Genomic DNA, 14,041 nt, shown 5'->3' with positions numbered 1-14,041 from the left:
CTAATAAATTTAATTATAGCTATTCTAGCATTTAATGATTAATTTATAATTAAATTAGCATGTATTGGAGTCATAATAACAAATATCACTAGAGAATTAGTATAAAACCCCGATAGAATAAATAGGCTGGCTTTATGGTATGTTGAAACCTATATTGGTGGAGGCAAGCGTACTTTTCGAACTCACTCTCTCGAATATTATACAAAATGAGTAAAGTGAGTAAATAAAAGAATTTAATTTGTACTTAATGACATCTCAATTCAACCACTATGGATTAAAATCCAAAGATTGAGAGAGAGCATAGAATGCTAACTTTCGACTTACCAAATTTATCTTCTTTTTTAGAGTGATTTTCAATATGATTTTTTATCATTACAAAGTAGCCTACTAACCATAACTCAGTATCTTTTTCTCAGCTCTGGAAAGTTTTGCTGGAACTTTTTCCTTTTATTAACTGCACTAACTTACTAATACTGAAGTATGGGGTACAGAAACGTATACATGTTGACGCAACTCTACCTCTGATAATTTCTACTTCCACATACTTCTTGTACAACTTCTTTTGTTTTCTGACCAATATCTCCAACTCATAATGGATATCGATATTTTGTTATCCACACTATGTGATATATATACAGAGTGACTGCTTTTTCTATAATATTCCACATTCTTTCAAATTTTTCACCTTAAAATTATATTCTTGAAAGGATTGTCCAGGGTTTTTCTCCCAAATTTGGGAGAATAAAGAAAAATTGAGATGATTTACAGCAAAAACGAAATTAGAACAAAGCCCTTCTACAAGGAAGCTCAAAAACTTCAACAAAATACCATAATATTCAAAAATCCTTTGTTTTTCTGATGTATCTAATTACTATATAAAAGCTTTAGGTAATATAGGGGGTGTGTATGCTGAGGACACAACATCGAGTAAGTAATCTAAAAAAAGAGATTAATTCAGAAATCATTGATCGGTTGAAAGAGCAGCTGAATAAGCAACAAAACAGTAAATCTTTTCAATTTAAAAATAGAATAAGACGTCAATATAATCCTGATGATACTAACATTGCTAAATTGTTTCTGGCGATACGTGAGCATAGAACGGATAATCCTCAGCTAAATAAGATTAGTGAAATTGAAGGGTTATAGCTCTTTTCATAATAGTCCGAAAAGCTTATAGAAAAGCGGAATCAACAGCATGACGAAAAGATGTGAATAGAGGACTAGCTCTGTTTTTTATAGCAAACCAATGATGCTCAATTTTGTTAAAATCGGGAGAATAAGGCGGTAGATATAAAATTTCTGCGCCAACTCCTTTAGCAAATCTTATTAGACTTATGAAAAGTAGCATTATCAAGGATAACAGTTTGTCCAGGTTTCAAAATCGGTGTCAGAAACTGCTCAAACCATTTATTAAAGATATCCATATTACAGTGGCCTTCAAATGTTAACGGAACAACTATTTTTCTGCCGTTTAAGGCTGCAATCATACTGATTCGTTGAATTTTTTTACCAGATTTTAGAGCATAAAACCTCTGTCCCTTCTGGCAATATCCATAACTCGGTGTTATCAATGCCAGACTCATCTATATAAACTAAGTTTTGAGGTTCTTTTGTTGCTATAATTTTCAAAAATTCAGCGCGTTTTTCTTCGTTTCTTTCTTTGTATCCATATGTCTTTTTTTGCGTGTGAGTCCAATTTTTTTAAGAGCTCGATGGATCGTTGGGATACTAACATTGCTCCAAAGCTTAGCCATTTCCGATACCACCATATTTTTTAGCAAATTCAGTAAATTTATTCCAGTCAGTAATTTTGTGATTATAACCTCCATTTCCAAGTTTTTTTGACTGAAAATCTCCTGTTTCTTTTCTTCTTTGCTGCCACTCCCATAACGTAGTTCTTCCAATTTTAAATCTTGCTGCCACCGTTTCCCTGCTCTCTCCTTCTTCTAGTGCTTCCATTGCTTTTTTTATAACTATATGCTGCTGGCATCCTTACCTTCACTACTATAAAACCTTATTTTACCTCGTTTGGACTATTATGAAAAGAGCTATACTTACCAGATAATCCTATTTTTAAGGTATTGAGAGAGGGGTGGTCAAAGTAAGTTAACTAGTTTTTGGCCACTCATCATAAAAAAATATTTCTTCTATTGGTCTTCTTTTCTTCTTACTTGTTTCAGCGCCATCTTCTTCGTAACCAACCGCTATCACTGACATTACATTAAAATCATCGGATATGTTGAATTTTTCTACTATTTTATCTCTATCAAATCCACCCATTTGATGAGCCATTAAGTTCATAGCTGCAGCCTGTAGCATAAGTGCATAATTTGCTGCACCAGTATCGTGATTAGCCCAAAAATTTTCACCTTTGTCAGATTTACGGAAATTCTTAGCGCTTAGAGATATAATTAGTATTTGTGCATCTTTTGCCCACTTTTGATTAGATTCATCAAGGCAATTTAGCAGCTTTTCCCATGCGCTTTGATTGTTCTGTTTGTTGCATATTACGTATCTCCAGGGTTCATCACCAAAACATGAGGGAGTCAGCCTTACAGCTTCCATTAAAATATCCATGTCTTCCTGAGATATTGCTCTTGTAGGATCGTATGAACGTCCGCTGTGTCTTGCTTTCATCAACGATAATAGATCTTGTTTACTCATCATTTTTAATTTAATAGTGCATAAATAATTCATTGTAGCACAATATGAGCAAAATTTAAATTGCAAAACCTCTCATACACATATATGACATTTAATAAGTTATTTTTATTGGGAAAGTATGTTTATAACACAATCTAGCAGCAGATCAACACTGGCTGAAATATTGTCTTGCGTTTTACTTTTATTCTTGATGGCTCAAATAAGCATACCATTGCAGCCTGTGCCTATCACATTGCAAACTTTAGGAGTAATGCTTATTGGGCTTAAATTTAACCGCAGAACAGCATTCTATTCTGTGCTTACATATCTATCACTTGGTGCAGCAGGATTGCCTGTTTTTGCGAATTTTTCTGGTGGTTATCACATTTTTCTCGGGCCAACAGGTGGATATTTGATTGGCTGTTTAGTTGCTGTTGTAGTAATGAGCAGAGTAAATGAATTACTGAACTCTAAATATAAATCATTTATGTGTAATTCTTTAAGTTGTCTGGCGGGTACAGTCGTAATCTTTATTTGTGGTATTAGTTGGCTTACTATTTACGTGGGTCTGAAACAAGCAATAATGGTAGGTGTTTTACCATTCATCCTTCCTGGTTTGGTAAAAATTTTTCTACTTGTAGCAGCTTTGCAGTATTTGAAAAAGTGATAAGGTTTCGTCCTCATCATTTTATGTGCACTCTTGCATTTCAAGGGTATGGATATTCTCAGAGCTTTGTAGAAAATTACAAAAAGATAGCAAGTAAAGTAATTAGTGATCCTAATACTAAAATCGAAGTAGTTGATAATCTTGACACTATTTGTAGTGTTTGCCCAAACCAGACTAAACAAGGTAAATGTACCACACAAGCTAAAGTTTTAGAGCTAGATAGAAGGCATATGGAAATTTTAGGAATAAAAATTGGCGAGATTTTGACCTGGAGTAAAGCAGTAAAAAGAATTAGAAAGAAAATGTCTTTAGAGAAATTTGACTACGCATGTGAGGAGTGTAATTGGCAACCATATGGAATCTGTAGAAGTGCTCTTTTAACTCATTCTAAATAGTATCTGCCAATTAATAATATCTTTATTATTATATTAGATAAGTAATTTAGCATTTATGAATTTGTAATGTGTTGCGTATAGTTCAAAGAAATAAGATTTACTGGTTACGCGCTGCAGCCAATGCCACAACACTAGGATCTATGTTTGTCTGCATGTTAATTTGCGTTGTGATTTTATGGAGGTCTTCTGTTACCTATGCTAGTGAAAATTTGGAGATACAGAAGGTCTTTGATAGTGTTGTCAAGCATATAAAAGCTGATAAAAAATATAAAGATCTTGATGTTCTCGAGAGAAAAAGTGACAAATTTAATATCAAAATTTCGCAGAATTCTGGCAAGAATTTTGACATATACTCTATTTTAAAAAAAGCAAAAGATTCCTTTGAGTTAGGAGATAGTGAAACAGCTACTTCTCTCCTCAATCAGATTATCGCAAGATTTCCTTATCATGAAAGTGCTTTAATTGGACTAGGGAATATCTATTACGCTAACAAAGAATTTAAAAAAGCTGTAGAGATTTACACAAGACTGTTAAAAGAATATCCTAGCAACCCTTATGTATTAAAGAATTTTCTGACGATAATCTCACAATATGATCCTAATTTAGCATTGAGTGAAATGTTGAAATTGTATGATACACTCAGAAATAGCGCCCCTTTATCAGCAAATTTAGGTTTGATCTATATGAAAAAAGGGGATTACGTAAAAGCTAAAGAATATATGAAAGCAGCAATTTCTTTAGATCAAAACAATATTTTTTATACCTATAATTTAGCTGTTATTCTAGATAAGCTCTCAGATTTTAAAAATGCCACAGCATGTTATTCAAAGTTGTTGAACATGTCAAAAAATGCAAGTGAAAGAATACCTTTATACAAGGTAGCAGCAAGGCTAAAATTTATACAACTCCATAGTGCGTACCCAGCGATTCCATAAGAGTTGCTTGTATCGCTATTTTTGTTTACAACAACAACATTGAACTATAGAATTATATCTAGAGGGGCAATTAGCTCAGCTGGTAGAGCATCTCGTTTACACCGAGGAGGTCGGCAGTTCAAGTCTGTCATTGCCCATTAGCCTAGTTGAATATTAATATTACAATTATTTCAATCAAAGTATAGAAAATGCAAGACAACATAGTACCAGTTTCAATAGTGAAAGAGCTAGAGGATTCTTATCTCTCCTACGCAATGAGTGTGATCATAAGTCGAGCTATACCTGATGTGCGAGATGGATTTAAACCTGTTCATAGGCGCATATTATACGCAATGTCGAGGGCTGGGTTCGATGCCGGTAAACCGTATAAAAAAGCAGCTCGTATAGTCGGGGATGTAATGGGAAAATATCACCCACATGGTGACATGGCTATCTATGACTCCTTGGTCAGGATGGCTCAAGATTTTTCTCTTCTTTTACCACTTATTGATGGGCAAGGTAACTTTGGTTCGATAGATGGAGATCCGCCAGCTTCAATGCGATATACAGAAGCAAGGCTCCACAGAGTGTCGCATTTTTTACTAAATGATATTGACGAAGATACAGTTGATTTTAGGCCAAACTATGATGGAAATGAAACAGAGCCTGTTGTACTGCCTGCAGAATTTCCGAATCTATTGGTAAATGGTGCAAGCGGTGTTGCAGTTGGTATGGCAACCAATATTCCTTCTCACAACCTTGGAGAAATAATAGATGCTTGTATGTTATATATAGATAATCCTGAAGTTACTTTGGATGAGTTACTTGAAGTGATGCCAGGACCGGATTTCCCAACTGGGGGAACGATTCTTGGAAGGTCTGGAATAAGATCAGCATTTGCAACGGGTCGTGGATCAATTGTTGTGCAAGGCAAGACTCACATGGAAGACCTGTCACAAGATAGGCAAGCAATAGTGATTGATGAAATACCTTACCAGGTAAATAAAGTAAAATTAATTGAGAAGATAGGTGAGCTTGTAAAAGAAAAAAGAATTGATGGCATAACAGAAATTAGGGATGAATCTGATAAGTCTGGTATTAGGGTAGTAATTGACCTCAGAAGAAATGCTGAAGCAAGTTTTATACTTAATCAAATATTGGGACTAACTCCACTAAGAAGTAGTTTTAGTGTTAACACTTTAGTCCTCAACAACAACAGGCCTGCTTTGATGTCGTTGAAAGAAATTATAGCTGCTTTTATTGATTTTAGAAAAGAAGTATTAATCAGGAGAACAGAGTTTCGTCTAAGAAAAACGAGGGAAAAAGCTCATATATATATAGGGCTCTACATTGCGGTCTTGAGCATAGATGAAGTGATAAAAATCATCCGTGGTGCAAAAGATCCTGCGGAAGCAAGTAGAGAACTTTTAAATAAAGAATGGAAAACTTCAGCTGAGATAAACACAATTATTGGATTAATCTCAGACAGCACAAGCTTTTTGAAAGACGGAGTGTATAGATTAACTGAGCTGCAAACGAAAGCTATTCTTGACATGAAATTGCAACGTTTAACAGGCCTTGAAAAAGACAAATTAGAAGCTGAGCTAAGTTCAATGATCAACCTGATAAAAGAATATATCGCTTTTCTTGGCTCAGGAGAGAAGTTGATGAAAGAAATAAAAAACAATCTACAAGAAATAAAGAACAGATTTACTGTGCCGCGAAAAACTTCAATAGAGGAATCAGATACGGACATTGAAGCTGAAGATCTAATTCCACAAGAGGATATGGTGATAACCGTAACTATGAATGGTTATATCAAGCGTGTGAAGCTTTCTCATTATAGAACTCAGCGTCGTGGTGGAAAAGGAAAGCTAGGACAAGGATTAAAAGAAGAGGATGTAACCACAAAATTATTTGTTGGGAATACCCACACTAGCCTTTTATTCTTTTCTAATATTGGCCGAGTCTATAGATTAAAAGTTTATAAGTTACCTATTGCAGAGCCAACTGCACGTGGAAGAGCACTTGTTAATATATTCCCGCTTAGCGATGGTGAAACTATAACTAATATAATGCCATTACCAAGTGAAAATGACGAAAATCAAAACATAGTTTTTGCTACTGCTCATGGGAACATAAGGCGCAACTCTTTAGCAGATTTTCACTATATTCCAAGCAATGGAAAAATAGCAATCAAGCTCGATGAAGGAGATAAGTTAATATCAGTTAAAGTATGCAATGAAATTGATCATGTTTTTCTTTCAACAAGATTCGGCAAAAGTATCAGATTTGTTGTAAGTGATGTGCGTCAATTTAAAAGTCGCAATTCAGATGGCGTAAGAGGTATCAGACTTGCAAAGAATGACAGCGTGATATCTATGACCATATTAAATGGGATAGGTGTAGCAACAGAAACAAAAGAACTTTACTTAAAAGTTCCACTTGCAAAAAGACTGGGGACTGCAATTAATAACTCCATTGATTCTAAATTGGAAAAGACTTTGAATGATTTAGGAATAGATAACAAACTGTTCTTAAAACTTGCAATGAATGAGGAGTTCATATTAACTATTACTGAAAATGGCTTTGGTAAAAGAACTTCTGCGTACGAGTATAGGGTAACAAATAGAGGTGGTGTTGGTATTACAAATATCCTTACTACCGACAGAAACGGTAATGTTGTTGCTAGCTTTCCAGTTGAACAGGGTGACAATATCATGCTTATTACAGATAAAGGAAAGTTAATTCGTATTTCAGTAAATGATATCAGAATTGCAGGACGTAGCACTCAAGGAGTCACTCTGTTTAAAACAGAGAGTAGAGAAAAGGTGGTGTCAGTAGCGAAAGTTGAGGATCCCGATTCCACTGAAGATAGTATTTCCGAAATTGACAACTCTGTTTCTTCTTAACTGTATAGCAAAGGTTAAACAAATAGTGCAAATTTCTATTGATTAATCTATAATATTTAAATTAAAATATATGTCTATGTTCAAGTAGAGATTGATGGATAAGAAGTTAACTAAAAATAAAAAATCATTGACGAATGAGAAGAATAAAAAAACATCTCTTGTTAAAGATTTTGCCAAAAATAAGAGTAGAAGAGATTTTATCACATTAACTACGTGTGCCATGGCAGGTATAGGAGCTGCAAGCGGTCTTTGGCCATTGGTTAAGTCTATGAATCCTTCTGCTGAGGTTTTAGCGATTTCTACGGTTGAGGTTAATCTATCTGATATTCAAGAAGGACAAGGAAAAAAGGTAAAATGGCAAGGTAAGCCAGTATTTATCCGCAAGCGCACAAAACAAGAGATTGAGGCTGCAAGAGCCATAAATGCAGAAAATTTGAGAGATCCTGAATCAGATGAAAAAAGAGTATACAAAGGAAAAGATGAATGGTTAATTATGATTGGAATATGCACCCATCTTGGATGTGTACCAGTTGATCACGCTACAAAAGACGGCAACGGTTGGTTCTGCCCTTGTCACGGTTCATATTATGACACATCAGGCCGAGTAATTGGCGGTCCTGCACCAAAGAACATGGCTATACCTGACTACTTTTTTCCAAGTGAAAATATTGTAGTAATTGGCAAGAAGGCTTAACGGATTTTCATAATTAAAGTAATAAAAGTATATTGCATTTCAAGAAGCACACTGACTTCATAGGCAAAGCTCTTGAAGTCTATCAAGCTAATTTTATACTATGCACATATTCGGGTGATAATTAAGAAACTTGCCTGCCAAATTTTCAGAGTTGACAGCTAAATTTAAAACTTGTTCCTTTGCGTCAGAAAAATTCTGACTAACTTGCTTAAAGTTATTTTCTAACTCTTCGAGGATGGAGCTGAAATTAAAAAAACTTTTCTGCATTTTATCAAGATTTTGAGTTATATAGCTTAATATAGCTCTTTTCATAATAGTCCGAAAAGCTTATAGAAAAGCGGAATCAACAGCATGACGAAAAGATGTGAATAGAGGACTAGCTCTGTTTTTTATAGCAAACCAATGATGCTCAATTTTGTTAAAATCGGGAGAATAAGGCGGTAGATATAAAATTTCTGCGCCAACTCCTTTAGCAAATCTTATTAGACTTATGAAAAGTAGCATTATCAAGGATAACAGTTTGTCCAGGTTTCAAAATCGGTGTCAGAAACTGCTCAAACCATTTATTAAAGATATCCATATTACAGTGGCCTTCAAATGTTAACGGAACAACTATTTTTCTGCCGTTTAAGGCTGCAATCATACTGATTCGTTGAATTTTTTTACCAGATTTTAGAGCATAAAACCTCTGTCCCTTCTGGCAATATCCATAACTCGGTGTTATCAATGCCAGACTCATCTATATAAACTAAGTTTTGAGGTTCTTTTGTTGCTATAATTTTCAAAAATTCAGCGCGTTTTTCTTCGTTTCTTTCTTTGTATCCATATGTCTTTTTTTGCGTGTGAGTCCAATTTTTTTAAGAGCTCGATGGATCGTTGGGATACTAACATTGCTCCAAAGCTTAGCCATTTCCGATACCACCATATTTTTTAGCAAATTCAGTAAATTTATTCCAGTCAGTAATTTTGTGATTATAACCTCCATTTCCAAGTTTTTTTGACTGAAAATCTCCTGTTTCTTTTCTTCTTTGCTGCCACTCCCATAACGTAGTTCTTCCAATTTTAAATCTTGCTGCCACCGTTTCCCTGCTCTCTCCTTCTTCTAGTGCTTCCATTGCTTTTTTTATAACTATATGCTGCTGGCATCCTTACCTTCACTACTATAAAACCTTATTTTACCTCGTTTGGACTATTATGAAAAGAGCTATAACTAAGAAGGTGGCCCACTAAATGCTTCTATGTGGAGGGATTGTTTAAGAAGCTAATGCCTAAAGTAATATTTGGGATATGCAGACGTAAACACTTTAATTTGGAAGGTAAAGTTGTGAATAGTAGTGAATATGTTATGAGCCAACAAAATGTTAAGTATGAATGGAATTTGGCGCAAGCTTGAGAAATCTTCATTTAAGCTACAAAAACGAATTTACCGAGCTTCACAATGTAATGATATCAAGAAGATGCATAATCTTCAGAGGTTATTACTATAGCCCTTCCCATAATAGTCCAAAAAGGTCATAAGAAAGAAGAATCGACAGCATGACGAAAAGATTTGAATAAAGGAATGTTTTTCCTGGTTCTGTTTTTTATAGCAAACCAATAATGTTCAGTTTTGTTAAAATCTGGAGAATATGGAGGAAGATATAAAATTTCTGCACCAACTCCTTTAGCAAATCTTATTAGACTTATGAAAAGTAGCATTATCAAGGATAACAGTTTGTCCAGGTTCCAAAATCGGTGTCAGAAACTGCTCAAACCATTTATTAAAGATATCCATATTGCAGTGGCCTTCAAAGGTTAACGGAGCAATTATTTTTCTTCCACTTAAGGCTGCAACCATGCTAATTCGTTGAGTTTTCTTCCCAGATTTTAGGGCATAAAACCGCTGTCCTTTCTGGCAATACCCATAGGTTCAGTGTCCAGACTCATCTATATACACTAATTCTTTAGGTTCTTTTGTTGCTATAACCTTTGAAAATTGAGCTCGCTTTTCTTCATTTCTTTCTTTATATCCGTAGGTCTTTTTTTTCTTGTGAATCCTATATTTTTAAGTGCTCGATGAATTGTTTGTCTACTAATATTGCCCCAGCATCTCTGACTGAGTTTTGCCACCTTGCTCATTTGCAAATTCGGCAAATGCATTCCAGTCGGTAATTTTATGCCACGCTTCCAGGCTTTTTTGACTGAAAATCTCCCGTTTTCTCACGTCTTTTCTTCCACTCATATAAAGTTGTTTTTCCGATCTTAAATCTCTTGGCAACAGTTTCTCCACTCTCTCCTTCATCCAATGCTTCCATTACCTTTTTTCTTAAGTCATAACTATATGCTACTGGCATCCTTACCTTCCACTACTATCAATCCATATCTTACTCTTTTTGGACTATTATGAGAAGGGCTATACTGACAAAATTCATTTTTGTTGCAAATACCCTTTTATAAACCCGACTGTTTGTCTTAAACCAATTCTAAAGAAACTGACGATTATATGCACTAAAATCACAACTTTATCACTATAAATATAGTTGCCGCCCTGCATTTTTGGACAATTCTCGTACCAATTTTCTATGGCGTCATTGATATAACAAAAAATGCTTCCTCTTTCTTGGAGAAATTTGTTATATTCATGGCAGTTACTGACTCTCATTTTTTATGGCATATTTTTTCTTCAACAGTTAAATGGCTGTTTTATAATGAATTTTGTCAGTAACTGCCAGTTCTTTTCACTTGAGCGATGCAACAAAGCCATCCCAGTGTCACGCACTGGGATGACAAGAGGAGAACTACTGGGATGACAAGGGGAGAGCTACTAAATGACATCTTCAATTTCTGTGTGTCAAGCACTGAAGAGGTCTCTCCTATTTTCTCTTGATGAATAAATCTAAGTAGAGTATAGTAAAAATGCATTTATGTAGCGGTTAATGAGCAATTTAGTTTTAGTCTATATAACTTTTTCAAACTTGAAAGAGGCTAAGGCTATTTCTGAAGAATTGTTAAACGAGAAGTTAATTGTGTGTGTAAATATATTTCCTGAAGTAAATTCTCTGTATTTATGGGAAGGTAAAATTAATAGTAATTGTGAAGTGGTGACAATTATGAAGAGTAGGAATGATCAGGCTGATAAGATTGTAGAAAAAATCGAGGCAATGCATTCTTATGATCAACCAGCCGTTGTGATAATACCCATAGGAAAAGCGAATAAATCTTTTACTAATTGGGTTAATAATGTTATTGATATAAACAATATTGGGGTGTAGCCAAGTGGTAAGGCAGCGGTTTTTGATACCGTCACGCGAAGGTTCGAATCCTTCCACCCCAGCTTTATTAAAGTGTGCGTGAAATGATATCACTTTTTTATAAATTAAGGTTATTTAATTATATACTGGGCAGCTTGAAAGATATAGTTGTCAAGCTATTTCTTTTCACTCTGTATCTTTATACATCGAGCATTATGCTTATGTTTCTCACTAATGGTTTTTGGTATACTGTAGAGTTTAGCTCTTTCAAAAATGCATTTTACCATTTGTATCAATATTTAAAATGGTATTATGAAAATAGAGATGATTTGGGTTATGGAGTTTCTATTAGAATATTAGTAGCGTTTCTTACTCCGCATTTTCTCTACAAATTATTTTCTGGCACAGGCTGGAAGTCTTTTTTCAAGGAGAAGATAGTTCAGATACTCAGAACAAGAAGAAAAATGAGTAATAAACCAAATGGCAGTAGTTATGGTTATAGTAATAAGAACAGTTACGGTAACAATAATCTTCAAGAGGCAGAACGGAAAGTGAATATGATAAAGCAGCTATTAATCCAAGATATAGATGAAGCTATAGAAAAAAGATTAAATGATATTTTTCTTGGTGAGAGGGGTAAACCTCATTAAAAGGGCTTTATCTTTTTTAGAATTGGCTGTATTTTGTTTTTTACGTATAACGGATCGCAATCAGCCAGTATACATGTTTCAACAAAATCTTGACTGAAGTCTGATAGCCAGGAAATTGCTTTACGTTTCTCTACCAAGCTTTCTGTTTTTTTACAGTTACTTGCTGCATCAATCATTGCCTGTGATATCACTGATTGCCACAGTATGCAGTACCTTTGTATATCATCTAAAGTGCTATTTGCTTCGTGATGGTGAAAAAATTCTTTGAAATTGAAGTTATTTGACATTATGTACCTCTTTAAGTTGAAAATTAGAATTTGAAGTAGTGCGAAAGTTGTCTGCTGCAATGAGTAGCCTTTATGACAGTCAGACCGGGTTTTATGTGAGCTATAAATGTTTAAGAAATTATATCTATTCAGATCTATGTGAAACCAGTGCTTCTTTTCTTGTTATCCGAGCTGGGATCCAGGTTGACAAAAGCGCTTTACAACGTTTTGTGTACAAAACACCAGTGTTGCATGACACTATTTGTTCTTATACCCTTTTTGTCTATCTTATTTTGTCACTCTGCTGAACAGATAATTTTCGCCAATAAGCTTTTTACTGAGTTTTTGTTATTGAGCTTGCACAGATCAAAGACAAGTTTTGAGTCAAAAATACCCTTAATATTATAATAAGGGGCTGGTAAAATGTGTCTAGTAAGTTTTCTTCTCTATGCAACTGCACCTCAAGCTAATAATGGACCATCAGGCGTATTACCAATTACATTGATCTGGTTTAATATTTTATTAGTGGGGTAAAAATAATTTTTTATAAACTCCTTATATATAGCTGTTAATTTATGTATATCGTCTATTGATACGCATTCATTTACCTGATGTGCGGTTTTGTTGATCATACCAAATTCAATTACTGGACAAATATCCTTAATAAACGCAGCATCAGATGTGCCACCACTTGTGCTCAGCACAGCATCAATACCGGTAATTTTATTTATCGCATCAAGCATAATATCAGTATTGCTGTCAGGATTAGAGAGAAAAACGTCCCTGCTGTTCTGCATAGAAAGTTTATAATCGTTAGTCACATTGGTGCATATTGCATCAATCATCTTATATAAAACGTCTGGTGTTTGTGTATTGTTATATCGAACATTAAAACCTGCTGCTATTGAACTAGGTATTAGATTATTAGTATTATTTCCAACGTCGATAGTAGTAATTTCGCAATGTGAAGGCTGAAAGTATTTATTACCAGTATCAAAAGTGGTATCTTTTATCTTACTTAGTATCGATACCATTTTATATATTGGATTATCTGCTAGATCTGGGTAGGCAACGTGCCCTTGTTTACCATGGCAAATCAATTTAAATGTTGCAGAACCTCTTCTACCTATTTTTATGGTATCACCTAATTTCTCACTACTCGTTGGTTCTCCAACTATACAAAAATCTATCTTTTTTTGCTTACTTTTCATCCATTCCAAAACTTCCTTTGTTCCATGTTCTTCCGCGCTTTCTTCAGCACTGGTAATCAATGCACTGATTGAACCACTGAATCGAAACTTACCTGCAACTGAATCTACCATAGCAGCAATAAATGCGGCTATTCCACTTTTCATATCAGCTGCTCCTCTTCCATATAGCATTCCATCTCTAATTTCTGGCTTAAATGGATCAGATATCCAATCTTTTAACTCACCTGGTGGTACAACATCAACATGTCCAGCAAAACACAAGTTTGGTACTCCATTTATATATTTCGCATAAAGATTTTTAACTTTATCACCAAACTCTAAAATCTCACATTCAAAACCACTTTTCTTGAGAATGGCTGCTATATGCTCTATTGCCCCATCGTCTTTTGGTGTTATACTTTTAAAAGAAATTAATTTCTTAGTTAGTTCTACAGGGTCAATCTTCATATCAATCTTGAA

13 protein-coding genes, 2 tRNA genes and 5 pseudogenes are annotated in these 14,041 nt (G+C 34.6%); 12 read left to right on the top strand and 8 right to left on the bottom strand.

Annotated elements, in window-relative coordinates; all coding sequences use genetic code 11:
* Positions 1-274 precede the first annotated feature (274 nt).
* Positions 275-666, bottom strand: a pseudogene (gene tnpA, locus OOL05_RS06035) (IS200/IS605 family transposase).
* Positions 667-906: 240 nt separating this feature from the next.
* Here tnpA and OOL05_RS06030 point away from each other — a divergent pair.
* Positions 907-1,146: a hypothetical protein gene (locus OOL05_RS06030; protein ID WP_264730208.1), complete on the top strand. Its 240-nt coding sequence runs from the start codon at positions 907-909 to the stop codon at positions 1,144-1,146.
* A 25-nt stretch (positions 1,147-1,171) separates the two neighbouring features.
* Here the strand turns inward: OOL05_RS06030 and OOL05_RS06025 are convergent.
* Positions 1,172-1,990, bottom strand: a pseudogene (locus OOL05_RS06025) (IS630 family transposase).
* A gap of 116 nt (positions 1,991-2,106) precedes the next feature.
* The gene (locus OOL05_RS06020; RefSeq protein ID WP_010403959.1) at positions 2,107-2,697 is read right to left on the bottom strand and encodes a nitroreductase family protein; all 591 of its coding nucleotides are present in this window, start codon (positions 2,695-2,697) and stop codon (positions 2,107-2,109) included.
* An 85-nt stretch (positions 2,698-2,782) separates the two neighbouring features.
* On the opposite strand from OOL05_RS06020, the gene OOL05_RS06015 reads away from it, so the two are divergent.
* The 6 genes from OOL05_RS06015 (at position 2,783) to petA (ending at position 8,225) form a co-directional block, all read left to right on the top strand.
* Positions 2,783-3,310 (top strand): biotin transporter BioY, encoded by a 528-nt coding sequence (locus tag OOL05_RS06015; protein ID WP_010403957.1) that lies wholly within the window; start codon positions 2,783-2,785, stop codon positions 3,308-3,310.
* Positions 3,307-3,705 (top strand): DUF1284 domain-containing protein, encoded by a 399-nt coding sequence (locus OOL05_RS06010; protein WP_064085958.1) that lies wholly within the window; start codon positions 3,307-3,309, stop codon positions 3,703-3,705. The genes OOL05_RS06015 and OOL05_RS06010 overlap by 4 nt, the downstream gene beginning before the upstream one ends.
* A gap of 68 nt (positions 3,706-3,773) precedes the next feature.
* Positions 3,774-4,640: a tetratricopeptide repeat protein gene (locus OOL05_RS06005; protein ID WP_264376159.1), complete on the top strand. Its 867-nt coding sequence runs from the start codon at positions 3,774-3,776 to the stop codon at positions 4,638-4,640.
* Positions 4,641-4,704: 64 nt separating this feature from the next.
* A tRNA-Val gene (locus OOL05_RS06000) sits at positions 4,705-4,777 on the top strand.
* A gap of 51 nt (positions 4,778-4,828) precedes the next feature.
* On the top strand, positions 4,829-7,531 hold the full coding sequence (gene gyrA, locus OOL05_RS05995) for a DNA topoisomerase (ATP-hydrolyzing) subunit A (protein WP_264376160.1): 2,703 nt from the start codon (positions 4,829-4,831) through the stop codon (positions 7,529-7,531).
* A 94-nt stretch (positions 7,532-7,625) separates the two neighbouring features.
* A complete protein-coding gene (gene petA, locus OOL05_RS05990) occupies positions 7,626-8,225 on the top strand; it encodes a ubiquinol-cytochrome c reductase iron-sulfur subunit (protein ID WP_264730205.1) in 600 nt (199 codons plus the stop codon).
* A gap of 327 nt (positions 8,226-8,552) precedes the next feature.
* Here petA and OOL05_RS05985 read toward each other — a convergent pair.
* A pseudogene (locus OOL05_RS05985) lies at positions 8,553-9,371 on the bottom strand (IS630 family transposase).
* Positions 9,372-9,489: 118 nt separating this feature from the next.
* Here OOL05_RS05985 and OOL05_RS05980 point away from each other — a divergent pair.
* Both OOL05_RS05980 and OOL05_RS06805 read left to right on the top strand, forming a co-directional pair.
* The gene (locus OOL05_RS05980) at positions 9,490-9,618 is read left to right on the top strand and encodes a hypothetical protein (protein ID WP_264376161.1); all 129 of its coding nucleotides are present in this window, start codon (positions 9,490-9,492) and stop codon (positions 9,616-9,618) included.
* Positions 9,584-9,712: a reverse transcriptase N-terminal domain-containing protein gene (locus OOL05_RS06805; protein ID WP_406718456.1), complete on the top strand. Its 129-nt coding sequence runs from the start codon at positions 9,584-9,586 to the stop codon at positions 9,710-9,712. The genes OOL05_RS05980 and OOL05_RS06805 overlap by 35 nt, the downstream gene beginning before the upstream one ends.
* 25 nt (positions 9,713-9,737) lie before the next feature.
* Here OOL05_RS06805 and OOL05_RS05975 read toward each other — a convergent pair.
* Together OOL05_RS05975 and OOL05_RS05970 are read right to left on the bottom strand one after the other, a co-directional pair.
* A pseudogene (locus tag OOL05_RS05975) lies at positions 9,738-10,558 on the bottom strand (IS630 family transposase).
* Between the two features lie 80 nt (positions 10,559-10,638).
* Positions 10,639-10,866, bottom strand: a pseudogene (locus tag OOL05_RS05970) (transposase); the annotation flags it as partial.
* Between the two features lie 274 nt (positions 10,867-11,140).
* On the opposite strand from OOL05_RS05970, the gene cutA reads away from it, so the two are divergent.
* The 3 genes from cutA (at position 11,141) to OOL05_RS05955 (ending at position 12,105) form a co-directional block, all read left to right on the top strand.
* Complete coding sequence (gene cutA, locus OOL05_RS05965) at positions 11,141-11,476, top strand: divalent-cation tolerance protein CutA (protein ID WP_010402294.1); 336 nt, start codon at positions 11,141-11,143, stop codon at positions 11,474-11,476.
* Positions 11,467-11,538, top strand: a tRNA-Gln gene (locus OOL05_RS05960). The genes cutA and OOL05_RS05960 overlap by 10 nt, the downstream gene beginning before the upstream one ends.
* A gap of 138 nt (positions 11,539-11,676) precedes the next feature.
* Positions 11,677-12,105 (top strand): hypothetical protein, encoded by a 429-nt coding sequence (locus OOL05_RS05955; protein ID WP_264730201.1) that lies wholly within the window; start codon positions 11,677-11,679, stop codon positions 12,103-12,105.
* Here the strand turns inward: OOL05_RS05955 and OOL05_RS05950 are convergent.
* Positions 12,102-12,392 carry a hypothetical protein gene (locus OOL05_RS05950; RefSeq protein WP_007301973.1) on the bottom strand — a complete coding sequence of 97 codons (291 nt, stop codon included), beginning with the start codon at positions 12,390-12,392 and terminating at the stop codon, positions 12,102-12,104. The genes OOL05_RS05955 and OOL05_RS05950 overlap by 4 nt on opposite strands.
* A gap of 440 nt (positions 12,393-12,832) precedes the next feature.
* Positions 12,833-14,029, bottom strand: coding sequence for a succinyl-diaminopimelate desuccinylase (gene dapE / locus OOL05_RS05945; RefSeq protein ID WP_264730199.1), 1,197 nt, complete (start codon positions 14,027-14,029; stop codon positions 12,833-12,835).
* Between the last annotated feature and the right edge of the window lie 12 nt (positions 14,030-14,041).

It is taken from the genome of Wolbachia endosymbiont (group B) of Episyrphus balteatus, assembly GCF_947250575.1.
Taxonomy (GTDB): Bacteria; Pseudomonadota; Alphaproteobacteria; order Rickettsiales; family Anaplasmataceae; genus Wolbachia.
The sequence above is the reverse complement of the archived record's forward strand: the minus strand, read 5'-3'. Positions and strand labels throughout refer to the sequence as shown.

Coding starts and splice junctions, on each gene's coding strand:
- OOL05_RS06030 (WP_264730208.1), top strand. CDS start 907: ATGCTGAGGACACAACATCGAGTAAGTAATCTAAAAAAAGAGATTAAT.
- OOL05_RS06020 (WP_010403959.1), bottom strand. CDS start 2,697: ATGAATTATTTATGCACTATTAAATTAAAAATGATGAGTAAACAAGAT.
- OOL05_RS06015 (WP_010403957.1), top strand. CDS start 2,783: ATGTTTATAACACAATCTAGCAGCAGATCAACACTGGCTGAAATATTG.
- gyrA (WP_264376160.1), top strand. CDS start 4,829: ATGCAAGACAACATAGTACCAGTTTCAATAGTGAAAGAGCTAGAGGAT.
- petA (WP_264730205.1), top strand. CDS start 7,626: ATGGATAAGAAGTTAACTAAAAATAAAAAATCATTGACGAATGAGAAG.
- OOL05_RS05980 (WP_264376161.1), top strand. CDS start 9,490: ATGCCTAAAGTAATATTTGGGATATGCAGACGTAAACACTTTAATTTG.
- OOL05_RS06805 (WP_406718456.1), top strand. CDS start 9,584: ATGTTAAGTATGAATGGAATTTGGCGCAAGCTTGAGAAATCTTCATTT.
- cutA (WP_010402294.1), top strand. CDS start 11,141: ATGAGCAATTTAGTTTTAGTCTATATAACTTTTTCAAACTTGAAAGAG.
- OOL05_RS05955 (WP_264730201.1), top strand. CDS start 11,677: ATGTTTCTCACTAATGGTTTTTGGTATACTGTAGAGTTTAGCTCTTTC.
- OOL05_RS05950 (WP_007301973.1), bottom strand. CDS start 12,392: ATGTCAAATAACTTCAATTTCAAAGAATTTTTTCACCATCACGAAGCA.
- dapE (WP_264730199.1), bottom strand. CDS start 14,029: ATGAAGATTGACCCTGTAGAACTAACTAAGAAATTAATTTCTTTTAAA.